General features: G+C 71.7%; 20 protein-coding genes and 2 tRNA genes. 7 read left to right on the forward strand and 15 right to left on the reverse strand.

Annotation, left to right across the window (positions count from 1 at the left end; genetic code table 11):
* Positions 1 to 26: 26 nt before the first annotated feature.
* The gene (locus O5O46_RS01260; RefSeq protein ID WP_269853291.1) at positions 27 to 443 is read left to right on the forward strand and encodes a Fur family transcriptional regulator; all 417 of its coding nucleotides are present in this window, start codon (positions 27 to 29) and stop codon (positions 441 to 443) included.
* A gap of 5 nt (positions 444 to 448) precedes the next feature.
* Here the strand turns inward: O5O46_RS01260 and O5O46_RS01265 are convergent, their stop codons facing one another.
* On the reverse strand, positions 449 to 1,993 hold the full coding sequence (locus tag O5O46_RS01265) for a HEAT repeat domain-containing protein (RefSeq protein ID WP_269853292.1): 1,545 nt from the start codon (positions 1,991 to 1,993) through the stop codon (positions 449 to 451).
* Between the two features lie 287 nt (positions 1,994 to 2,280).
* Here O5O46_RS01265 and O5O46_RS01270 point away from each other — a divergent pair, with 287 nt between their 5' ends.
* Positions 2,281 to 3,138, forward strand: coding sequence for a trypsin-like serine peptidase (locus O5O46_RS01270; RefSeq protein WP_269853293.1), 858 nt, complete (start codon positions 2,281 to 2,283; stop codon positions 3,136 to 3,138).
* 51 nt (positions 3,139 to 3,189) lie between these two features.
* On the opposite strand, the gene O5O46_RS01275 is transcribed toward O5O46_RS01270, so the two are convergent.
* The 4 genes from O5O46_RS01275 to O5O46_RS01290 form a co-directional block, all read right to left on the reverse strand.
* Positions 3,190 to 3,263 (reverse strand) — tRNA-Met (locus tag O5O46_RS01275).
* 65 nt (positions 3,264 to 3,328) lie between these two features.
* Entirely contained in the window at positions 3,329 to 5,119 is a 1,791-nt protein-coding gene (locus O5O46_RS01280; protein ID WP_269853294.1) for a tetratricopeptide repeat protein, read from the reverse strand.
* 206 nt (positions 5,120 to 5,325) lie between these two features.
* Positions 5,326 to 5,399 (reverse strand) — tRNA-Met (locus tag O5O46_RS01285).
* 43 nt (positions 5,400 to 5,442) lie between these two features.
* Complete coding sequence (locus O5O46_RS01290) at positions 5,443 to 8,283, reverse strand: UPF0182 family membrane protein (RefSeq protein ID WP_443072378.1); 2,841 nt, start codon at positions 8,281 to 8,283, stop codon at positions 5,443 to 5,445.
* A gap of 166 nt (positions 8,284 to 8,449) precedes the next feature.
* On the opposite strand from O5O46_RS01290, the gene O5O46_RS01295 reads away from it, so the two are divergent.
* Complete coding sequence (locus tag O5O46_RS01295; RefSeq protein WP_269853296.1) at positions 8,450 to 9,013, forward strand: PPA1309 family protein; 564 nt, start codon at positions 8,450 to 8,452, stop codon at positions 9,011 to 9,013.
* A gap of 98 nt (positions 9,014 to 9,111) precedes the next feature.
* On the opposite strand, the gene O5O46_RS01300 is transcribed toward O5O46_RS01295, so the two are convergent.
* The 4 genes from O5O46_RS01300 to O5O46_RS01315 all read right to left on the reverse strand — a co-directional run bounded on the left by O5O46_RS01300 (position 9,112) and on the right by O5O46_RS01315 (position 12,376).
* Complete coding sequence (locus O5O46_RS01300) at positions 9,112 to 10,179, reverse strand: YlbL family protein (protein WP_269853297.1); 1,068 nt, start codon at positions 10,177 to 10,179, stop codon at positions 9,112 to 9,114.
* A 78-nt stretch (positions 10,180 to 10,257) separates the two neighbouring features.
* The gene (locus tag O5O46_RS01305; protein WP_255927486.1) at positions 10,258 to 10,428 is read right to left on the reverse strand and encodes a hypothetical protein; all 171 of its coding nucleotides are present in this window, start codon (positions 10,426 to 10,428) and stop codon (positions 10,258 to 10,260) included.
* Positions 10,429 to 10,680: 252 nt separating this feature from the next.
* On the reverse strand, positions 10,681 to 11,145 hold the full coding sequence (locus O5O46_RS01310; RefSeq protein WP_269853298.1) for a molybdenum cofactor biosynthesis protein MoaE: 465 nt from the start codon (positions 11,143 to 11,145) through the stop codon (positions 10,681 to 10,683).
* A gap of 121 nt (positions 11,146 to 11,266) precedes the next feature.
* Positions 11,267 to 12,376, reverse strand: a complete 1,110-nt coding sequence (locus tag O5O46_RS01315) for an SDR family oxidoreductase (protein ID WP_269853299.1) — start codon at positions 12,374 to 12,376, stop codon at positions 11,267 to 11,269.
* 133 nt (positions 12,377 to 12,509) lie between these two features.
* Between O5O46_RS01315 and O5O46_RS01320 the strand changes: the two genes are divergently transcribed.
* Both O5O46_RS01320 and O5O46_RS01325 read left to right on the forward strand, forming a co-directional pair.
* The gene (locus O5O46_RS01320; RefSeq protein ID WP_269853300.1) at positions 12,510 to 13,943 is read left to right on the forward strand and encodes a zinc-dependent metalloprotease; all 1,434 of its coding nucleotides are present in this window, start codon (positions 12,510 to 12,512) and stop codon (positions 13,941 to 13,943) included.
* Complete coding sequence (locus O5O46_RS01325) at positions 13,940 to 14,473, forward strand: NUDIX hydrolase (RefSeq protein WP_269853301.1); 534 nt, start codon at positions 13,940 to 13,942, stop codon at positions 14,471 to 14,473. Before O5O46_RS01320 ends, O5O46_RS01325 begins: the two co-directional genes overlap by 4 nt.
* Positions 14,474 to 14,498: 25 nt before the next feature.
* Here the strand turns inward: O5O46_RS01325 and O5O46_RS01330 are convergent, their stop codons facing one another.
* A complete protein-coding gene (locus tag O5O46_RS01330; protein ID WP_269853302.1) occupies positions 14,499 to 15,101 on the reverse strand; it encodes a M48 metallopeptidase family protein in 603 nt (200 codons plus the stop codon).
* Between the two features lie 225 nt (positions 15,102 to 15,326).
* Here O5O46_RS01330 and O5O46_RS01335 point away from each other — a divergent pair, with 225 nt between their 5' ends.
* Together O5O46_RS01335 and O5O46_RS01340 are read left to right on the forward strand one after the other, a co-directional pair.
* Positions 15,327 to 16,514 carry a TOMM precursor leader peptide-binding protein gene (locus O5O46_RS01335; protein WP_269853303.1) on the forward strand — a complete coding sequence of 396 codons (1,188 nt, stop codon included), beginning with the start codon at positions 15,327 to 15,329 and terminating at the stop codon, positions 16,512 to 16,514.
* Entirely contained in the window at positions 16,495 to 17,844 is a 1,350-nt protein-coding gene (locus O5O46_RS01340; protein ID WP_269853304.1) for an ABC1 kinase family protein, read from the forward strand. The genes O5O46_RS01335 and O5O46_RS01340 overlap by 20 nt, the downstream gene beginning before the upstream one ends.
* Before the next feature lies 1 nt (position 17,845).
* On the opposite strand, the gene O5O46_RS01345 is transcribed toward O5O46_RS01340, so the two are convergent.
* The 5 genes from O5O46_RS01345 to O5O46_RS01365 all read right to left on the reverse strand — a co-directional run bounded on the left by O5O46_RS01345 (position 17,846) and on the right by O5O46_RS01365 (position 21,751).
* Positions 17,846 to 18,055 (reverse strand): hypothetical protein, encoded by a 210-nt coding sequence (locus O5O46_RS01345; RefSeq protein ID WP_269853305.1) that lies wholly within the window; start codon positions 18,053 to 18,055, stop codon positions 17,846 to 17,848.
* 93 nt (positions 18,056 to 18,148) lie between these two features.
* A complete protein-coding gene (locus O5O46_RS01350; protein WP_269853306.1) occupies positions 18,149 to 18,460 on the reverse strand; it encodes a hypothetical protein in 312 nt (103 codons plus the stop codon).
* Complete coding sequence (locus O5O46_RS01355) at positions 18,457 to 18,822, reverse strand: WhiB family transcriptional regulator (protein ID WP_269853307.1); 366 nt, start codon at positions 18,820 to 18,822, stop codon at positions 18,457 to 18,459. The genes O5O46_RS01350 and O5O46_RS01355 overlap by 4 nt, the downstream gene beginning before the upstream one ends.
* 164 nt (positions 18,823 to 18,986) lie before the next feature.
* Positions 18,987 to 19,328, reverse strand: a complete 342-nt coding sequence (locus O5O46_RS01360) for a hypothetical protein (RefSeq protein ID WP_269853308.1) — start codon at positions 19,326 to 19,328, stop codon at positions 18,987 to 18,989.
* 152 nt (positions 19,329 to 19,480) lie between these two features.
* Positions 19,481 to 21,751, reverse strand: a complete 2,271-nt coding sequence (locus tag O5O46_RS01365) for an ATP-dependent DNA helicase UvrD2 (RefSeq protein WP_269853309.1) — start codon at positions 21,749 to 21,751, stop codon at positions 19,481 to 19,483.
* Between the last annotated feature and the right edge of the window lie 124 nt (positions 21,752 to 21,875).

Raw genomic sequence — 21,875 nt, forward strand, 5'->3', positions numbered from 1 at the left:
GGATCCCGCCCTGTTAAGCTGGGGGTATGAGTGACCTGCTGGAACGACTTCGCGGACGTGGCTGGCGGCTGACCGCACAGCGCCGGGTCGTCGCCGAGGTGCTCGACGGGGATCATGTGCACCTCACCGCGGACGAGGTGCACGCGCGCGCCGCCGCCCGGCTGCCCGAGATCTCCCGTGCGACCGTCTACAACACCCTCGGTGAACTGGTCTCGCTCGGCGAGGTGATCGAGGTGGCCACCGACGGCCGCGCCAAGCGGTACGACCCCAACGCCCACCGCCCGCACCAGCACCTGGTGTGCTCACGGTGCGGCGCCATCCGAGATGTGCACCCGAGCGGCGACCTTCTCTCCGACCTGCCCTCCTCGGAGCGGTTCGGCTTCACCGTCTCCGAGGTCGAGGTGACCTACCGCGGCCTGTGCCCCAACTGCGCCACGGCGTAAGGGGATCACGACGGGCGGCTCACCCGTGCCGCCGCCCGTAGCACCCACTCGACGCCGATGCGGTCCGGCTCCGACAGCGGTGCCTGCCGCAACAACCTGCCGACCAGCCGCAGTTGGGCCGGATCGACGGCGCCGCCCGACCAACCCGCGTGCGTCCAGCGCCGCAACTCCGCACGGGACCGCTCGGCCACCTGGGGTCGCGGATCGGCGGCGGCTCGCAGCGTGAACTCCAACCGGTCCCAGTGCGCCAGGGTGCGCGCCGCCCGCAACGCCGCCTTCCACACCGGCGGCTCCGGCCGCGCCAGCGCCGCGGCCAGCGCCTTCGGCGGCGCGCAGTAGCCCGCGGCCAGCACGTCCAGTGCCTCCCGGGCCAAGCTCGGCGAGGCGTCCGTCACCAACGGGGCCAGCGCCGCCACCTGCTCCGAGACGTGCCCGAGTCGGCCCAGCGCCCGTACCGCCGCCCGGCGCACCACCGGCGACCAGCTCGGATCGGCGGCCAGCAGCTCCAGCACCGCCAGGTCGGAGGAGTCGCCGCACTCCCCCAGCCCGGCCGCGAGCCCCGCCACCAGCCGGGGCTGAGTCGCCCGGCCGCACCGCCGCAGTTGTCTGCGGTAGACGTCGACCGGCGGTTCACCGCGCTCGTACAGCTTCCACCGGGCCTGCGCGCGCACCATCCGCGACCGGTCGGCCAGCGGCCCGACCAGCCGTGCCGAGGGCACGTCGTCCGGCAGCGCGGCCACCGCCAACTCCCTTATCACCGCCGACCTGGCCCACATCAGCCGTCCCGCCTGGTCCGGGTCCAGCTCCAGCAACCGCGCCGCGCACAGCGTGCGGCACACCTGGTCCCGGTCGTGCAGTGCGGTACGGGCCAGGTCACCGCGGACGTACTCGCCCAGTTCCAGGGCGAGTTCGACGCCGAAGCGGCGGGCGTGCGGATCGGGCTCCGCGGCCAGCCTGCGGACGGTGCGCCGCCGCTCGGGCGCGGACAGCACCATCCGGTAGGCGTCCAGCACGCCCGCGGCGCGCCGCCGCCGGTCGAGCCGGGCGAGCAACCGGACCGCCGCGGCGGCCTCGTCGGGGGCGACATGCCCGAGCAGCGCGGTCACCGCGCGTTCCCGTACCGCGGGCACCCAGTCGTCGGTGCGCAGCGCCAGTGCGCTCGCCGCGTACCGGCCGCTGCGCCGGGCCAGCCGCTCCACGGCGGCCTGCCGGATCCGGCCGTCCCGGTCGAAGGAGGCCAGCACCAGGTGCAGCGGCCCAGAGTCGTCGGTCGGGTGTGCGCCGGTCACGGCGTGCGGGGAGCGGGCGTACCGGTCCAGATCCAGCCAGAGCCGCGGCGCGGCGCGAACCAGCTCGTCCAGCGCGGCCTTGCGGTCCTCGGCGGAGCCGCGTTCGTCGGCGGTGCGCAGCGCGGTGAACAGCGACCGCACGGCGGCGCGGTGGCCGGTCGACGCGGCCAGGCACAACTTCCGCCAGCGGCCGACGTCCTCCACCTCGGGGTGCGGACCCCGGCGGCGCAATACGGATCGCGCCTGCCCTCTGCGCAGCAATGCCGCCTCCGCCGCCAATCCACGCTGTCCAGAAGTCCAGCATCACCCAGCGGGAGCGCCGCTCCAAGAGAGTTTGCTCGGCTTTGCCCAGGCCATACCGCTCCTCTACCGAAGCCTGATACGACCCACAGGTAGGCGACCATACCTGACGCATCGTCAAGAACCGGTGTCCCGCCGAAGCGTTGCGCCCGTTTCTTGATTGTTATGAGCCCGTTCTCAGATTCTGCCCTTATCCTGGCTCAAGCCGTCTTCATCAGCGGTCGGACAAGGTGACGGGAGGTAGATGGGTGCGCCGTCGCAGCCGAACGAGGGTCGCCGCGCTGACAGCTGCCGGTGCCCTCGCCGCCGCCGGTCTCATCCAGTACGCACCGGACGTGGTGGCGCTGGCCCAGGCCAAGCACCACACCGGACCGAACCCGCCCGACGACTGGTCGAAGAAGGGCACCTACCTCAGCGCGAGCCAGGCCAACCCGTCCGTGGTCGAGGTGCTGGGCAGCGACGGCTCCCCCTACTGCAGCGGCGCCGTGGTGCACAGCCCGGGCGCGGACATCGTGATCACCGCGGCCCACTGCGTGTACGGCGACGGCTCCTACGCCTCGTCGCTCACCGTCGCCCCCGGCCGCACCGGCGGCAACAGCCCGCACGGCACCTGGCAGGTCGACAAGATCTGGGTCGACCCGCGCTACACCAAGGACAACGACGAGCGGTACGACTACGCCTTCATGCGGGTCTCCCGCTCCGGCGGCCCGGAGATCGAGGACGCGGTCGGCGGCAACACCCTGGAAGTCAACCAGCCGTACCACCTGCGCGGGATCACCACCATCGGCTACCCGGACAGCAACAACCCGGGTGACGCCCAGATCAGCTGCGGCCTGGAGACCTTCCAGTCCGGAGCCCACGACCAGTACCGCGAGATGCGCTGCGGCGGATACTCGGCCGGGGTGTCCGGCGGCCCGTGGCTGGAACTCAAGCCCCGCGCCAGGACCGGCGCGCTGATCGGCATCATCGGCGGCTACAACGGCGGCGGCCCGGCCGACGACGACCCGCATGTGGACGACATCTCGTACAGCCCGTACTTCACCGATGACACACAGGCACTGCTCAACCAGGCCATCAATGACGACGGCGGGCAGACCGAGAACTGAAAGCGGAACCGAAAGAGGCCAGAACCGAATGGTTCTGGCCTCTTCCTTCAGTAGCGGGGACAGGATTTGAACCTGCGACCTCTGGGTTATGAGCCCAGCGAGCTACCGAGCTGCTCCACCCCGCGTCGTTGTGTCACCACTGTAGACGACACGCGTCGGGCAGGGCAAATCGATGATCGCCCCGCCGGGCTCAGGCGCTCAGTTCCTGCCGCAGCGCGTCCGCCAGCCGGGCCGCGCGCTCGGCCACCTCGGCCGGTCCGCACTCGACCGCCTGGTCGCACCACTTCCCGGCCTCGTCCAGCTCACCGCGCCGGGCCGCCAGCAGCGCCAGCCGCAGCGCGGCGCGCCCATGGCCGCCTTGGGCCGCTATCGTCCACCACAGCGCGGCCTCCGCCTCGCTGCCCTCGCGGGCCAGCAGCAACCCGAGGTTGAAGGCCCCGTTCCGGCTGCCCGCCTCGGCGGCCAGCCGGTACCAGCGCGCGGCGGTTTCCGAGTCCCCGCGCCGGGCCGCGCACATGCCGAGGCGCACCTGCGCCCGCCGGTGGCCCAGCCGCGCGGCCCGCTCGTACCACTCCTCGCTCTCTTCCGCACCGCCCTCCGCCGGGCCCTGCTCCAGCACGGCGCCGAGCCGGAAGGCGGCCTCCGCGCTGCCGCCGCCCGCGGCGCACCGCAGGTGCTTCTCGGCGCCCGTCAGGTCGCCCTCGCGCTGGAGCGCCATGGCCACCTGAAGCGCCGCCTCGGTGTGCCCGGCCGCCGCCGCCCGCTCGTACCAGCGGTGCGCGGCGGTGTGGTCCTCGCGTCCGGCGCAGATGATGCCCAGGTTGAAGGCGGCGTCCACGCTGCCCGCCTCGGCGGCCTTGGAGAACCACGGCTCGGCGCCCGCCGCGTCGCCGCCCTGGAGCAGCAGCACGGCGAGCGCGTTGGCGGCCTCCCGATGGCCCGCGTAGGCGGCCCTGCGGTACCACTGCTCGGCCTGCGGGACCCGGCCGCGGGCGGCGCACAGCAGGCCGAGGTTGTACGCGCCGTTGTCGTCGCCCGCCTCCAGCGCGGCCCGGTACCAGCGCTCCGCGGTCTGCGTCTCGCCCTCCTGGGCGTGCAGCGCGCCGAGCGCGTTGGCGGCCTGGCCGTCGCCCTCCTGGGCGGCCCGCCGCCACCAGTCGGCGGCGCCCTCCACATCGCCCGCATCGCGCAGCAGGAAGCCCAGCGCGCAGGCCGCGCGCGGGTCGCCGTCCTTGGCCGCCGTCAGGTACCAGCGAGTGGCCTCCCTGGTCTCGCCGCGCTGCTCCAGCAGTGTGCCGAGCCGCAGCGCGGCCCGGGTGTGGCCGCGGGCCGCCGCCTGCCGGTACCACTGCTCGGCCTCGGCCTCCTCGCCGCGCTCCGCGCAGATCCTGGCCAGCCGGTACGTCGCCTCGCGGTGGCCGTGCTCGGCGGCGGCCCGGTACCAGCGCTCGGCGCCCACGTCGCTGCGGTGCTCCAGCAGGTCGGCCAGTGCGTACGCGCCGAGCACGTGCCCGGTCTCGGCGGCCTGCCGCAGCCAGTACTCGGCGGCCGGTTCGTCGCCGCGCTCGCGGTAGTGGCGGCCCAGCGCGTGCGCCGCGGCGGCACTGCCCGCGACGGCGGCGATCCGCCACCATCCGGCGGCCTCGTCCGCGTACCCGCGCTGGTGCAGCAGCACCCCGAGGTTGTTGGCGGCGGCCCGGTCCCCGGCCGACGTGGCCGCGCGCAGATACGGCTCGGCACCGTCCAGGTCGCCCCTGCGCAGCAGCAGGGTGCCGATCATGCCCTGCGCGGCGGTGTCGCCGAGGTCGGCGGCGCGGCGGTAGCGCGCCTGCAGCTCGGCTTCCTCACGGGCGGTCAGTACGTCGTCGTCGAGCACTGCGGCAGCCTCAACCGGCTGCTCTGACACTGAGGTTGCGTCGTCCGTATCCCGCGGAAGCGGACGCGCCTCCAGCACGCTTACACCATCCCCCATGGGATCCATCGTCGCACCACCCGAAACCGGCGTACACCTGGTATACCGCATCCCCGAGGTCACTTCAGCGTTTTGTCGACTTCACGACATCCCGACTTCCCGAAGCGCAACGTAGCCAAACCACCGGTTTCGTGGACCCCCAGACAAGTGAGAAGGCCCGGAGTCGTTGACTCCGGGCCTTCCCCCCGCGGCGTCAGCCGCTGATGTTTCTTCAGTAGCGGGGACAGGATTTGAACCTGCGACCTCTGGGTTATGAGCCCAGCGAGCTACCGAGCTGCTCCACCCCGCGTCGTTGTGTAACAACTGTACCACGAGCCGCGGAGATCACCCGATCAGGACTGCTTCGACGGTGGGCTCTCCGCCTCCTGGGCTCGCTTCAGGGCGTTCTGCAGGTCCTGCTGGGCCTTGCCGTACGCCGCCCAGTCGTTGTTCTTCAGCGCCTGCTGACCCTGGTCGTACGCGTTCTGCGCGTCCTGCAGCGCCTGCTTCACCGTCTGGTTCACGGGCTGCTGGGAGCCGTTGTCGCTCGGTGGCGGCGACTGCGCGGGACCGGAACCCGAGGTGTTGAACACCTCGTCCAGCGCCTCACCGAGGGTGTCGCGGAACGCGATCTTGTCGCCGTTCCAGTTCACCAACACCTTCTTCAACAGCGGGTAGTTGGTGCCCGCGCCGCGTACGTAGACCGGCTCGACGTACAGCAGCCCCCCGTCGAGCGGCACCGTCAGCAGGTTGCCGTACTCGACCTCGGAGTCTCCCCGCTGCCAGATGTTGACCTGATTGGCCACCCTGGGATCGGAGTTGAACTTGCTCTGCACCTGCTTGGGCCCCGACACGTTGCTGCTGGACGGCAGTTGGAGCAGCCGGATGGTGCCGTAGTCCGGACTGCTGGCGTCCGCGTCAACCGACATGAACGCGCCCAGGTTGTCCCGCCGGTTGGGCGTCAACGTGGTCGTCAACGAGAAGGCCTGGGAACTCCGCCCCGGCATCTTCACACTCAAGTAGTACGGCGGAACCGCCCCGCTGTCCCGCTTCGCCGGGTCGTTGGGCACCTGCCACACCTCGCTGCCGCTGTAGAACGTCGCCGGATCGGTGACGTGGTAGCGGGTGAGAAGTTCGCGCTGCACCTTGAACAGGTCCTGCGGATACCGCAGATGGGCCATCAGCTGCGGCGAGATGGCGCTGCGCGGCTCCACAGTGCCCGGGTACGCCTTCATCCAGGTCTTCAGCACCGGGTCCTGGGTGTCCCACTGGTACAGCTTCACCGTGCCGTCGAACGCGTCCACGGTCGCCTTCACCGAGTTGCGGATGTAGTTGACCTGGTTCTGCTGGGCGAGCACCGAGCGGTTGCCGCCGGTCAGCGAGTCGGACGTGGTGTCGCCGAGGGTGGTGCGGGACGAGTACGGGTAGCCGTTGCTGGTGGTGTAGGCGTCCACGATCCACTGGACGCGGCCGTTCACCACCGCCGGATAGGGGTCGCCGTCGATGGTCAGCCACGGCGCGACGGCCTCGACGCGCTCCTTGGGCGTCCGGTTGTAGAGGATCTTCGACCCCTTGCCGATCGCGCCCGAATACAGTATCTGCGGCTGGCCCAACTGCACCGCGTACGCGGCCCTGGTGACCGGGTTCTCCAGGCTCACACCGCTGTTACCGGTGTACGAGTAGCTCTTCTCACCGTTGACGTCGGAGTAGTCGATCTCCTTGGTGGGACCGCCGACGATCGAGTACTGCTTGGTCTGCTGGCCGTAGTAGATACGCGGCTCATAGGGGCCCAACTGGCCCTTCGGCGGCAGGTCGTGCTCGGTGAAGTCCGGGGCGCCGGTGTCGGGGGTGACGGTGGTGCCCCTGGCCGCGACCATCCCGTAACCGTGGGTGTACTTGAAGTGGTCGTTGATCCAGTTGCTCTCCGGGATGCCCTTGAGGTTCAGCTCCCGCAGTCCGACGACGGTGTCCTGCTCCTTGCCGTTGATCTGGTAGCGGTCGACGGCCAGCGGCGAGCCCATCGAGTAGAACCCGCGCATGCCCTGGAGCTGTTGGAACGAAGGCGAGACCACGTTCGGGTCCAGCAGCCGGATGCTCGCGGCGGTGTCGGCGTCCGCCCGCAGCGTGGTGTTCTGCGTCGAACTCGTGCCGGGGTAGTCGGTGACCTTGCTGTTGTCGATGCCGTACGCGGCGCGGGTCGCGTTGATGTTCTTCTGGATGTACGGCGCTTCCTTGGCCGCCTCGTTGGGCTGCACCTGGAACTTCTGCACGATCGCCGGGTACAGCCCGCCGATCAGGATCGCCGAGAGCACCATCAGCCCGAGGCCCAGCATCGGCAGGCTCCAGGTGCGCCGCCACAGTGTCGCGAAGAACAGCAGCGCACAGATGATCGCGATGCAGAACAGGATGGTCTTGGCAGGCAGATACGCGTTGGCGTCCACGTACCGCAGTCCGGTCCAGCCGCTCGTCGGATGGAAGGAGCTGGACTTCACCGCCAGGCCGTAGCGGTCCAGCCAGTACGCCACCGCCTTGAGCGAGACGAACAGGCCGAGCAGCACCGACAGATGACCGGTCGCGGCGGCCGTCGCCCGCGCTCCCGGGCTGCTCAGTCGCAATCCCCCGTACAGGTAGTGCACCAGGGCCGCCGCCACCAGGCACAGCACGACCGCGGCGAAGCCGAAGCTCAACAGGAAGCGGTACCAGGGCAGGTCGAACGCGTAGAACGCGACATCCATCCTGAACTGCGGGTCCTTGGTGCCGAACGGAACCGCGTTGACGTACTGCAGCCAGGTGCGCCACTGGCCGGAGGCCGACGCTCCGCCGATCAGCCCGACCAGCAGGCAGACCGCGAGCAGCAGCCACCCGCGGAACGGCGCGATGCCCAGCCGGTAGCGGTCCAGGCTCTGCTGCTCCAGCGACATCGCGCCCAACTGCGGCCGAAGCCGGTGCGCCAGGTAGACGTTCACCCCCACCGCCAGGGCCATCAGCAGCCCGAAGACCGCGAACAGCGCGATGCGGGTGTACAGCGTGGTGGTGAAGACCGACGAGTAGTGGACCGACCGGTACCACAGCCAGTCCGTCCAGAAGCCGGAGAACATCACGAACGCCATGGCCAGCACGGCCAGCGCGGCGAGCGTCATCAGCAGGGTCCGGGTACGCCGGGACGGCCGGCCCACGGTGATCCGCGGCCCCATGGGACCGCCGCCTCGCTCCGGCATCTGGAAAGCCAAGGTGCGCACCTCGAAAATACGTCGTTACGTCGCGTCCGTACGGCGTCCGGGGGCGGACACCCATCCATGCAACTTACTCACGCTTTACGTGGTTCCCGTTCCGGGGCCTGGAACGGGCAGGATGTTCAGCATGTCCAACACTCCCACCGGCGGCGCCCCCCTCGCCGCGACCCCGCTGACCCGTGCCGTGCTCGAAATCGACGAGTACGCCTCCGGGCTCGGCTGGGACCAGCCCGCCCGTCTCTTCGCCCTCGTCGACACCGACCGCCTCCGCACCGAGGAGCCGATGCTCTTCGCCCAGCTCGGCCTGGAAGGGGAAGGCGACGAGGCCGCCGGGGCACTGACCCCCGTCGAACAGGACGAGGTGCCCTCCAACACCCCGCTTGACGAGTTCCTGGCGACCATCGCGTGGCCCGACGCGGTCGCCGGGTGCGCGCTGACCGTGGAGCGGCTGATGCTCCCGCCCACCGCCGAGGCGTCCATCCCCGAAGGACTGGACGAGGACGGTCTGACGGCCTGGGTGGCCAGGCACCCGGAGCGCCAGGAGGTGCGGATGACGGTCGCGGTGCTGCGCGACGGCGAGCGCGAGTCGGCGATCCGGCTGCGCGAGAAGGACTCGCCGACCGAGGTGCTCACCGGCAAGGACCTGGTGCCGGGGCTGGCCGAGGCGCTCACGGCGACGTTCGAGGAGTAGCCGCGTCAAGGCCGCCTGTGCGGCGCCGCCGCTTACGTGGCGGCACTCGGGTGGCGGCATTCGGTGCGCCGCCACCCGGCCCGATGGCGCGCGGGCGGTCACCCTGCCGTGCAGCTGGGCAGATCGGCGGTCTTGCCGGTCCTTATGTCGGTCAGTGCCTTGAGAGCGTCGCCCAGTGTGTTGACCTTCACCAGGCGCAGCCCGCTCGGGGTGTTCTTGGCCGCGGCGGCGCAGTTGTCCTTGGGCGTCAGGAAGTACTGCGCACCGGCGTCCCGGGCGCCGATGATCTTCATCGCGATGCCGCCGATGGGGCCGACCTGGCCGTTGTCGTCGATCGTGCCGGTACCGGCGACGAACTTGCCGCCGGTGAGGTTGTCCGGCGTCAGCTTGTCGATGATGCCCAGCGAGAACATCAGGCCCGCGCTGGGACCTCCGACGTCGGCCAACTTGATGTCGATCGGGAACGGGTAGGTGTGGCCCAGCATGGCCTGGATCCCCACGATCGCCCGGCCGCCGTCCGCCTTGGCGGTCCTGATGGTGACCTGGCGGGTGGCCGCGCCCGCCTTGTCCGCCTCGCCGGACGGGACCACGTTGAACACCACGTCCTGGCCGGGCTTGTGCTTGGTGACCAGCTTGGCGACGTCGCCGGGCTGGGCGACCCCGGTGCCGTCCACGGACTTGACCACGTCGCCCGCGTGCAGCTTGCCCTCGGCCGGGCTGCCCTTGACCACGGATCCCACGATCACCCGCGAACCGACCGGGATGTGCAGCTGCTCGAGCGCCGCGACCTTGGCGCTGTCCTGGGACTGGCTGAACTCCTCGGCGTTCTGCTGGTCCGCCTGCTGCGCGGTCTGCCCCTTCGGGTACAGCGTGTCGTGCGGCACCACGATGTGGTCGTCGGACAGCCAGTCCGAGATCGCCTCGACCAGGTTCATCGTGTAGTCCGCGCCCGTCACCCGGACCGTGGTCATGTTCAGATGACCGGTCACCGGATAGGTGCGGTGGTCCGAGATCTGGAGCACCGGCTCACCCTCGTTCTCGCTGAGGGTGTTCACCGTGGGCCCCGGCCACATCGCGGAGTAAGGCACGGGGATCAGCACCCCGACGCAGAGCAGCCCTATCAGCAGCAGCGTCGAGGTGAGCATGGTCGCGGTGCGGCGTGGCATGCCATGACAGTACGGGACGGGTATGACAAGCGGCTTGCCGGGCCGGGCCGTCCGGGTATCCCGCCTGGTCGGTCCGCGTCAGGCGTCCGAGCCGGTGTGCGTCTTGGCCATGGCCTCGCGGAACCGTTCGTACCCGGCGAGCGAGTGCACGTCACCGGCCGTACGGCGGGTACGCCCCGCCCAGCCCGCCCACACCGTGGCGGCAACCGCGCCGATGACCGGAATCAGCAACCATGCCAGAGCCGCCATACCGGCCTCCCGACCACACGCACATACCAACGCAGGACCTATGAGCAGATTAATCGTTCGCTGGTCCAACGCTCAGCCCGGGTACGGAGTTACGCAAGTTGACGCGCCCAGCGATGAAGCGGAATGCGCACGATATGCGGTCCTTTGTGGAGGCTTGGCGTCCGCAAAGAGACATATCCACAAAGGGCCCAGGCCGCCACGCAGGCGCTACGCGCCCGCCCGCCCCCCGACCACCGCCTCCCGACGCAGGCGCTACGCGCCCACCCATTCGTCGGCGCCGTCGGCGAAGGTCTGGTGCTTCCATATCGGGACCTCGCGCTTGAGGTCGTCGATCAGGCGGCGGCACGCCGCGAACGCCTCGCCGCGATGCGGGCAGGAGACCGCCACCACGACCGCCAGATCGCCGACCCGCAGGTCGCCGACGCGGTGCACCGCGGCCATCGCCCGAACCGGGAAGTCGGCGGCGACCTTCTCCGCGACCCGGCGCAGCTCGGCTTCGGCGCTGGGGTGCGCGGAGTACGCCAGACGAGTGACCTCCGCCGGGCCGCCGTCATGATCGCGGACGGTGCCGACGAAAAGGGCGGTGCCCCCGGCGGCGTCGTCGCCGACCGCGCCGAAGACCTCGTCCACGGACAGCGGGGTGTCGCGGACGGCCAGCAGCCGGATGGGGTCCGGCAGGCCCTGCCCCTTGTCGTACGTGCGTGCCATGTGGGCCATGGTGCCGCACGGGCGGCGGTTACGGAAAGGCAGTTCCTGTATGAATATCCAAGGACCCGTCAGTCGGATCCGACGAACGGATCCGGTCGCCAGGAAGCCGGCGCGGCGCCCGGAGCAGCGCTCAGATCCCCCGCCGCTTGCGCGCCCGCCGCACCAGTGCCGCGGTGCCCACCAGGGCCACGGTGGCCCCGGCCGCGCCGAGCGAGGCGGCGGCGTCCTTGCGGCCGAGCCGGCGGCCGGCCACCGTGTGGCGGCCCGCGACCTCCGCCAGCAGTTCGGCCAGCACCTCCTCGTTGGTCCACTGCGGCCGCCAGCCCGCCTCGTGCAACCGGCTGCCGCTGACCACCCACGGATGCATGGTGTACTCCAGGTCACCGGCCGGGGACGGGGTGAGGCCGAGCCGGTGCAGCCGGGCCGCGGCGCCGAGCGCCACCGTCTGCGGCAGCTCCATGCGCCGGATCCCGGACAGCTCCTCGACCTCCTCCTGCTCCAGCCAGCCGTCGCAGCCGACCGCCATCTCGCCCTCGGCCTTCTCCAGCGCCGCGTACTCCAGCGCGGAGACCAGGTCCTCGACGTGGCAGAACTGCCAGCGGGGGCGGCTGCCCGCCACCACCAGCAGGCGCGGTGACTCGAAATAGCGGGTGAGCGCGGTGTCCATTCCGCCGACCAGGACGGCGGGCCGCACAACGGTGACGTTGAGTCCCGGGTGGGCGCGCGGCGCACGGCGGCCGAGCCGTTCGATCTCCAGCAGGTCCCCGACACAGGTGGCCTCGGCCGTGGCGTGCAGCGGGGTGTCCTCGGCCAGCGGAACATCGTTGTCGGGCAGCGCCCCGTAGACCATCGCGGAGGTGACCAGGACCACCCTGCGGACCCCGGCGGCCGCGGCGGCGGTGAGCACGGTCTGGGTGCCGCGCACGTTGAAGGCGGTACGCGCCTTGGGGTCGGACTCCAGGTTCAGGTCCAGCGCAAGGTGCACCAGCACGTCCACCGGATGCCCGTCGACCCGCAGCCGGTCGGCGATGGCCGGGTCCCGTACGTCCATCACCCGCCACAGCGCGCCGGGCACCTCACCGCGCCGCTCGTCGACCGCCACGACCTTTCTGACCTCGTCCGACGCGGCCAGCCGCAGGGCGAGCAGGTGTCCGACACCGGACGCCGCGCCGGTGATCGCCACGACCGGTCCCGAGGTGTGGGTCCGCCCTGAGCGAACGTTTGGTGCCGGGGAACTCACCAGGTGTCTCCCACTGTTGTCTTGGTACGAGGTACGCAGGTCCCATCCTGCCTGAGAGGTGTCTAGGCTGGTGGTACAGCCCTGACAAGCCCGCAAGGCAAACCGTTCCGACCACACAGAGCCGAGGAAGCCCGTGAGTGACACCCCATTTGGATTCGGCGTGCCTCCGGAAGAGCCCGAGGACGGGGACGAGGGCAAGAAGAAGGGCCTGCCGGGCGGCAACCCGTTCGGCTTCGGCGGCGGCACGGCAGGCGGCGGGGACAACCCGCTGGCCGCGATGTTCGGCTCGCTGAACCCCAACGACCTGGGCGCGGCCTTCCAGCAGCTCGGCCAGATGCTCTCCTTCGAGGGCGGCCCGGTGAACTGGGAGATGGCCAAGGACATCGCGCGTCAGACGGTCGCCCAGGGCGCCCAGAACGGCACCAAGGACGCCAGTGTGGGCGACAGTGAGCGCGCCGCCGTCGGGGAGGCGCTGCGCCTGGCCGACCTGTGGCTCGACGGCGCGACGTCGCTGCCCTCCGGTTCCGGGGCGTCGGTGGCGTGGAGCCGGGCCGAGTGGGTCGAGGCGACGCTGCCCGCCTGGAAGGAGCTGGTCGACCCGGTCGCCGAGCGCGTGGGCGCGGCCATGGGCGGTGTACTGCCGGAGGAGATGCAGGCCATGGCGGGCCCGCTGCTCGGCATGATGCGCTCCATGGGCGGCGCGATGTTCGGTACCCAGATCGGGCAGGCGCTCGGCGTGCTGGCGGGTGAGGTCGTCGGTTCCACCGACGTCGGGCTGCCGTTGGGTCCGGCGGGCAAGGCCGCGCTGCTCCCGGTGAACATCGCGGCGTTCGGCTCCGGACTCGGCGTTCCCGAGGAGGAGGTGCGGCTCTACCTCGCCCTGCGCGAGGCGGCGCACCAGCGGCTGTTCGCCCATGTCCCGTGGCTGCGGGCGCACTTGTTCGGCGCTGTCGAGGGCTACGCGCGCGGCATCAAGGTCGACACGGCCCGCCTGGAGGACGCGGTCGGCCAGCTCGACCCGGCGAACCCGGAGGCGCTTCAGGAGGCGCTCCAGCAGGGCATGTTCCAGCCCGAGGACACTCCTGAGCAGAAGGCCGCGCTGGCCCGGCTGGAGACCGCGCTGGCGCTGGTCGAGGGCTGGGTGGACGCGGTGGTGCACTCCGCCGCCGCGCCGCATCTGCCGTCGGCGGGCGCGCTGCGTGAGACGCTGCGGCGGCGCCGGGCGACCGGTGGCCCGGCCGAGCAGACCTTCGCCACGCTGATCGGTCTCGAACTGCGGCCGCGGCGGCTGCGGGACGCCTCCCGGCTGTGGGCGTCGCTGACCGACGCGCGCGGCATGGACGGGCGGGACGCGCTGTGGGCGCACCCGGACATGCTGCCGACCGCCGAGGACCTCGACGACCCGGACGGCTTCGTGCACCGCGAGGAGGGCCTCGACTTCGACGCGCTGGACAAGATGCTCGGCGAGGCCGCCGAGGGCCGGGCGAGCGGCGAGGCCAAGCCCGAGGACGGCGAGAAGCCCGAGCACGGCGAGAAGGAAGACGGCAAGGGCGACGGCGACCGGTGAGTCTGCACGCGGACGCGGCACGCGTCCTCAAGGAGTGGGCGCCACCGGTCGCCGCGCCTGATCAGGAGCAGCTGCGCCTGGCCTACCTGGAGCACCTCGCCGGCCACCCGGACGGAATGTGGAAGTCCTGCGGTGAGGGCCACATCACCGCCAGTGCCCTGGTGGTGGATCCGGCGCACGGCACCGTGCTGCTGACCCTGCACCGGAAGCTGCGCATGTGGTTGCAGATGGGCGGCCACTGCGAACCGGCCGATCCGGCGCTCGCGGGCGCGGCGTTGCGTGAGGCGACAGAGGAGTCCGGGGTGACCGGGCTCGCCCTGCTGCCGGGCGGGCCGGTCCGCCTCGACCGCCATCTGACGCCCTGCGCCTGGCACTTGGACGTGCAGTACGCGGCGATCGCCCCGCCCGGCGCGGTCGAGGCGATCAGCGACGAGTCGCTGGACCTGCGCTGGTTCCGCTACGACGAGGTGCCCTCGGTGGCCGACGAGTCGGTGGTCCGGCTGGTGGCCCGGGTGCGCGAACTGCTTTAGTGCAAGCGGCAGTTCCGCTCGGCCGCTACTGCGCGTGCTCCTCGTCGCGGGCGGCGGGCAGATGGGGCAGCCGACCGGCCGCGACGACACCCTCCAGGTATCCGCGCGCCCGCTCGGTGCGCGGATAGGCATCGAGGAGCTTCCAGAAGCGCGGTCCGTGGCCGGGCACGAGCAGGTGCGCCAGCTCGTGCAGCAGCACGTAGTCGATGACGTACTCGGGCATGCCCTGTAGCCGGTGCGACAGCCGGATGCTGCCCTCGGCGGGGGTGCACGAGCCCCATCGGGTGTTCTGGTTGGTCACCCACCGCACGCTGTCGGGCGCGGCGCGGCCCCCGAGGTACTGGGTGGAGAGCCACTCCGCGCGCTCGGCGAGCTCGGCGTCGCCCAGCATCCGCTTGCTCTCCTGGGCGGCGAGCTTGTCCAGCATCACCGTGACCCAGCGCTGCTCCTCAGCGGCGGACATCCGGGCCGGAATCAGGACGATGGTGCGGTTTCCCTCGCGGTAGGCCGAGACCGTTCTACGGCGGCGCGCGCTACGGCGCACCTCCACCGCGCTCGCCCGGACGCCATGGGGCTGACTGCCGAGGGGTTGGCTACGGGAGACGTGATGGGCGGGGTCGGCGGGCACGGGACGACGGTACCGGCTCGGGCGCGGTGAAGTCCCGTCTCCTCGACAGGTGGCCGCCGTAGGCGTATCAGACGACTATTCCCCACACCCTGTGGATAACTTTCGGCGGGTGTCGGCTCCGGCGGGCAAGATGAGTCCCGAGCGGGTCCGCACCGGACCCGCGCCGAACCCCAACTCCCAACAGCGCTAGGGGAGTTGGGGCCTTGGACCACCACGGGGGTAGCCATGTACAGCGTTCACACCGGACATCCCATGCTCAAGCCCGCCCTGCGCCGCGGCTGGCGGGACCCACAGACCCTCCAGTTCGGCATCGATCCGGCACACGCCGTGGCACTCGGACCGCTGGACGACCCCGCCGCCCGGTTCCTCGGCCTGCTGGACGGCACCCGCGGCCCCGGTCTGCTGCGCCAAGAGGCGGCGGCGCTGGGGCTCGCCCCGGCCCGCGCGGAGCGACTGCTCGGCACGCTCGCGGAGGGCGGAGTGCTGGACGACGCCGACAGCGCGGGCCGACTCGGCGCTGTGATGAGGCGCCAGGGCGGTGCGCTGGAGCGGCTGCGGCCGGATCTGGCGTCCCTGTCGGTGGTGCACCCCGAGCCGGGCGCGGCCGGCGCCCGGCTGGCGGCCCGGCGGGCGGCGCGGGTGAAGGTGTGCGGCGCCGGACGGGTCGGCGCCTCGGTGGCCGCCGTGCTGTCCGCCGCCGGGGTGGGCCGGGTGAATGTGGCGGACGGCGGCGAGGTCGAGCCGTGGGACGCGGCACCCTGCGGGATCCCCGCGGCGGCGGTCGGCGAGCGCCGGGAGGCGGCGGCGCGTGGCGCGGTACGGCGGGCCTCGCCGGATCCGCGCCCGGCGGCCCGACCGGCCGGCCCCGAGGCGGCCCTGGCGCTCGCGGTGGTCGCGCCACGGGAGGGCCTGGCGGCCTACGCGCCGGATCCCCGGGACGCCGAGCCGCTGCTGGCGGCGGGCATCCCGCATCTGTACGCCGGAGTGGTCGAGGGCATGGGGGTGGTGGGACCGCTGGTGCTACCGGGCCGGTCGGCGTGTGCGGGGTGCCTGGAGCGCGCCGGGGCCGAGGCCGATCCGGCATGGCCGCGGATACTCGCCCAGCTGCGGTCGGGACGGCCGCCCGGGGTGCAGCCCTGTGACGTCGCACTGGCCACATTGGTCGCCGGGCTGGCCGCCGCACACGCGCTGGCCCTGGTGGACGGGCGGCTGCCGCCGAGTGTCGGCGGGCGGGCGGAATTCTCGCTGTCCGGACTGGGGATGCGGACAGTGGATGTGGCGCCCCACCCGGGGTGTGGATGCGGTGCGGTCGACGCATCGGCGGCGCGCGACAATGAGCGGGTGACCACCCCGCGCCGATCGCGGGCCACACGGGGATACGAAAGAGGGGCGCATGTCGGATCTTCCGCGTAAGGCAGTGACCCGGACCGCGAAGCTCGCCGCGCTACCCCTCGGCTTCGCGGGCCGAGCCACCTTGGGTCTGGGCAAGCGAATCGGGGGGCGACCGGCCGAAGTTGTGGCCAGCGAGCTGCAGCAGCGCACCGCCGAGCAGCTGTTCAAGACGCTGGGCCAGCTGAAGGGGGGCGCCATGAAGTTCGGTCAGGCGCTGTCCGTCTTCGAGGCCGCGCTTCCGGAGGAGGTCGCGGGGCCCTACCGGGCGGCGCTGACCAAGCTCCAGGACGCCGCGCCGCCGATGCCCGCCCGTACCGTGCACGATGTGCTGGCCAAGCGGCTGGGCGACGGCTGGCGGGAGATGTTCGCGGAGTTCGAGGACAAGCCCGCCGCGGCGGCGTCCATCGGCCAGGTGCACCGCGCGGTGTGGCACGACGGCCGTGAGGTCGCGGTCAAGGTGCAGTACCCGGGCGCGGGTGAGGCGCTGCTGTCCGATCTGTCGCAACTCGGCCGGGTGGCAAGGCTGTTCGGCCCGCTGATCCCGGGCATGGACATCAAGCCGTTGATCACCGAGCTGCGCGACCGGGTGTCCGAGGAGCTGGACTACGAGTTGGAGGCGGCGGCCCAGCACGCACACGCCGCCGAGTTCGCCGACGATCCCGATGTGGTCGTGCCCGACGTGGTCTACCAGGCGGATCAGGTCCTGATCACCGAGTGGCTGGACGGTGTCCCACTGGCCGAGGTGATCTCCGGTGGCAGCAGGGAGGAGCGCGACCGGGCCGGACAACTGCTGGCGCGCTTCCTGTTCGCCGGGCCGGCCCGCACCGGGCTGCTGCACGCCGACCCGCATCCGGGCAACTTCCGGCTGCTGGTCGACGATGGCCCGGCCGACGGCTGGCGGCTGGGCGTGCTGGACTTCGGCACGGTGGACCGGCTCCCGGACGGGCTGCCGCTGCCGATCGGCGCGTCGCTGCGACTGGCGCTGGAGGACGACGCGGAGTCGGTGCACGCGATGCTGTGCCAGGAGGGGTTCGTCAAGCCGTCGGTCCAGCTCGATCCGGACGCGGTGCTGGACTATCTGCGGCCGATCATCGAACCGGCCCGGGCGGCGGAGTTCACCTTCGGGCGCGGCTGGATGCGCCACCAGGCGGCCCGGGTCGCCGATCCGCGTTCACCCGCCTACCAGTTGGGCAAGCAGTTGAACCTGCCGCCGTCGTATCTGCTCATCCACCGGGTGACGCTGAGCACCATCGGGGTGCTCTGCCAGTTGGACGCCACGGTACGGCTGCGCGACGAACTGCTCGACTGGCTGCCGGGGTTCGCCGAGGAGGAGGAATCCGAGACGGCGTGAGCTACCACCAGGCGGAGTCGAGGCGCCCCTCGATCCCCCGGATGTTGGCGCGGGCGCACTCGTCGCAGAAGTAGCGGCGGACACCGCCCTCGACGGAGCAGGTCCAGGTGATCGGCAGGGATTCGGCGGCGGTGCCGCACCGGGCACAGGCCACGGGCTCCGATGGCGCGGAAGCGTCGTCAGAAGCGGGTTGCTGAGTCTTCTGATCCACCTACCGACGATACCTCCGCCCGCCGGACGGAACGGGGCACAACGCACCGCGGGACCGGTCCGTTGAGGAACCGGTCCCGCGTCACGGCGTGGGCTACTGCATCACCACGAGGGCGAGCGCCCGCCGGGCCCGCAGCGAGGCGCGCTCGGCGCGCCGCGACAGCCGACGGGCCCGGACCAGCCGACGGGCGACCCGTTCGGACTCGGCCTCGTAGAGCCTTTCCTGCACATGTGCCCGGGCCAGGGCTTCTTGGATGAGATGCATCTCATGGGTCCTGTTCTGGCGCGCTTGCGCGCCTGGGAAACGGGCTGGGGTCTCGGTGGCGGACGTGGTCATCGGGGCCTGCTTCTGAGGGTCGTGCGTCGGGGGGTTGTCGATGGTTCCAAGGGCGGCACGGAGCTTCATGCCATGACCTCGGTCTTGCGCGGACGACCACGCGGCCGCTTGCGCGGCACCACGACGCCCTGCACGAACAGCTCACCGCCCCAGACGCCCCACGGCTCGCGGCGCATCTTGGCGCCCTCAAGGCATGCCTCACGCACCGGGCAGGTCTGGCACAGCGACTTGGCGTACTCGACGTCGGCCGGGGTCTCGGCGAAGAAGACCTCCGGGTCGTACGACCGGCACGGGACGGGTACGCCGAGGCGCTCGATCTCGTCGTCGAGCGCGGTGAGGGGCAGCAACGGGGCCTCCGGGGATGCGGTCTGGATGGGCGGGGGGATCGTTTCGGAAGGCGGTACGGACGGGGCGTGCGGTTCGCGGTGCACGGTCGTGTCTTCCTCGTCTGTAGGTCCGGCGGTCGGCCGGACGTGGTCGGTACCGGGTCGGCTTTTCCGAGGCCCCTTCGCCTGTCTCGCTTGCGCAAACAGAAGGGCCGCGGATCCCGGTTTGCGGGTTCCGCGGCCCTGGAAGGTGCCGACCTGATGCTGGATCAGGCTGGATCTCTCCAGGGTTTGAGCCCACGGAAGGCCCGCATCTTGCGGTGGTGCTGCGTCGCTACGGTCGTGCTGCCATTGGCCGCGAAGCCGCTGGCAAAGGCGGCGGAGCCGCCGAAGTCGCCATTCGCCTCAAGGAGTCCGGCACCGTTGGCCCACGACGCATAGGCGTGGGCCTGTGCCGCCGCTGCCGCCGATGCCTGGGTCGGTCGCTCGTTGATGACAGCGAGCAGACCGGTGCCGCGTTCGGCGGTGGCCGGAATGACGGTGGAGCCGGGCAGGCAGGAGGCGATGGCCGGACGACCGGTCATTTTCACGGTGTTGATGAAGCTGGTCATTGGGCTCGCCTCCTCTCGGCGTCTCGTAGGGCTATGGAACTGGGTCGTACGAAGTCGTACTGCTTCAGTACATCACGGCCGCCTCGGCCCCTGGAAGGGGCCTCACTGACCGTGCTCCCGCAGGCTATGAGGATTTCCTCGGCCCGCGCAAACTATTTTTCCAACGAATCCTCGTCAGGCTCATCAAGAGCCCCACCAGGCGTTTTTCCGGAACCGGCAGTTCCGCCCTCGCCGCCGTCCGAGCCGGGCTCCTCACCGGCGCACAACGCCAGGACATCTGCACCGAATCGCCGCAGCTTACGGGCCCCCACCCCGGCGATTCGGGTCAGCGCGGCCGCGTCCGACGGCACCGTCTCGGCGATCGCAAGCAGCGTCTTGTCGGTGAACACACAGTACGGCGGCTGGCCCAACTGCCGAGCCTGCTCGCTGCGCCATTCGCGCAGCCGCTCGTAGAGGCCCTCGTCCAGCTCGGAAGGGCAGTCCTCGCAGCGCATCAGCTTGATCTCGCCCGCCTCGGACAGGCTGCGCCCGCACACCCGGCAGTGCACCGGACCGCGTCTGCGCCGCCCACCCGCGGGCCGCTCGACCCCGGCCCGCACACCGCCGCCGGGCGCCCCGCCGCGCGCCGCCGACCCCGGGCGCAGCCCGGTCAGGAAGCGCGAAGGCCGACGGCCGGCACGCCCACCCGGAGCCCGGGACAGCGACCAGGACAGCGCGAGGTGGCTACGGGCACGGGTGACGCCCACATAGAGCAGTCGCCGTTCCTCCTCCACCTGCTCGTCGGTCCTGGCGTAGGTGATGGGCATCATGCCCTCGCTGAGCCCGACCAGGAACACCGCGTCCCACTCCAGGCCCTTGGCGGCGTGCAGCGAGGCGAGCGTGACGCCCTCGACGGTGGGGGCGTGCTGGGCGTTGGCCCGCTCGTCGAGTTCGGCCACCAGATCGGCGAGGGTGGCGTCCGGCCGGGCCCGTACGAAGTCCTCGGCGAGCCGGACCAGGGCGGCCAGCGACTCCCAGCGGTCCCGCACCGCGCCGGAACCGGCGGGCGGCTCGGGGGTCCAGCCGCGAGAGCCGAGCACCGCGCGCACCTGCGCGGGCACATCGGCCTCGTCCAGTCCGGCCCCCGCACCTCCCCCGGCGCGGGCGGCGCCGCGCAGCAGCATTCCGGCCTCCCGCACCTCGGGGCGCTCGAAGAACCGCTCGGCGCCGCGCAGTTGGTACGGCACCCCGGCGTCCGCGAGGGCCTGCTCGTAGACCTCGGACTGGGCGTTGACCCGGTAGAGGATGGCGATCTCGCTGGGCCGGACCCCGCCGGCGACCAGGTCCCTGATGCGCCGCGCGGTGCCCTCGGCCTCGGCGGGCTCGTCCGCGTACTCGGTGAAGGTGGGCTCCGGGCCCGGCTCGCGTTGCGAGACCAGCTCCAGCCGGTGGGCGGCGGCCTGGCCGCGCGCCTGCGCCAGCAGGCCGTTGGCCAGGTGGACCACCTGCGGGGTGGACCGGTAGTCGCGCACCAGCTTCACCACGGTGGCGTCCGGGTACCGGGCGCGGAAGCCCAGCAGGAACTCGGGGGTGGCGCCGGTGAAGGAGTAGATGGTCTGGCTGGCGTCGCCGACCACGCACAGGTTGCCGCGGCCGCCCACCCACAGGTCGAGCAGCCGCTGCTGGAGCGGGCTGACGTCCTGGTACTCGTCGACGACGAAGTGCTGGTACTGCGAGCGGACCTGTTCGGCCACGTCGTACCGCTCCTCCAGCACGCCGACTGTGAGCAACAGCACATCCTCGAAGTCGATCACCGAGCGTTCTCGCTTGAGTTGCTCGTAGGCGGTGTAGACGCGGGAGATCTCGGCGGGGTCGCGCGGCGCCTCGCGGCCGGACTTGGCGGCGGCGGCCGGGTAGTCCTCCGGAACCGTCTGGGTGACCTTGGCCCACTCGATCTCACCCGCTACGTCCCGCAGTTCATTGCGGTCCAGCCGGATCCGTACCCGCGCCGCGGCCTCGGCCACCAACTGGATCTTGCGCTCCACCAGTTGGGGCAGCGGGCCGCCGACCGCGCGCGGCCAGAAGTACTGGAGCTGGCGCAGCGCCGCCGCGTGGAAGGTACGCGCCTGCACCCCGCCCGCGCCGAGCTGCCGCAGCCGTCCGCGCATCTCGCCCGCGGCCCGCGCGGTGAAGGTGACGGCCAGCACGCTGGCGGGCTGCACTATGCCCGCACGCACCCCGTAGGCGATCCGGTGGGTGATCGCCCTGGTCTTGCCGGTGCCCGCACCTGCGAGCACGCACACCGGACCGCGCAGCGCGGTCGCCACCGCGCGCTGCTCGGGGTCGAGACCGGCCAGTACCGCGTCGGCCCCCTCCGGCGGTTCCGGGAACTGGGTCGACGGCGGCACGGCCGGGAACAGAGGGGAGTCCGTTGCTGCTGTCACCCCGCCATGCTGCCAGGTCCGCCGGGACGCCCGGGAAAGTTATCCACAGGCACGGTTGTCCACAGGCCCTGACCTGACGCTCTTCCTGCGGGCTACTGTCGGTCAGGCAGCCGTCTGGGAATGG

Source organism: Streptomyces sp. RPT161, from assembly GCF_027533845.1.
Lineage (GTDB): Bacteria > Actinomycetota > Actinomycetes > Streptomycetales > Streptomycetaceae > Streptantibioticus_A > Streptantibioticus_A silvisoli_A.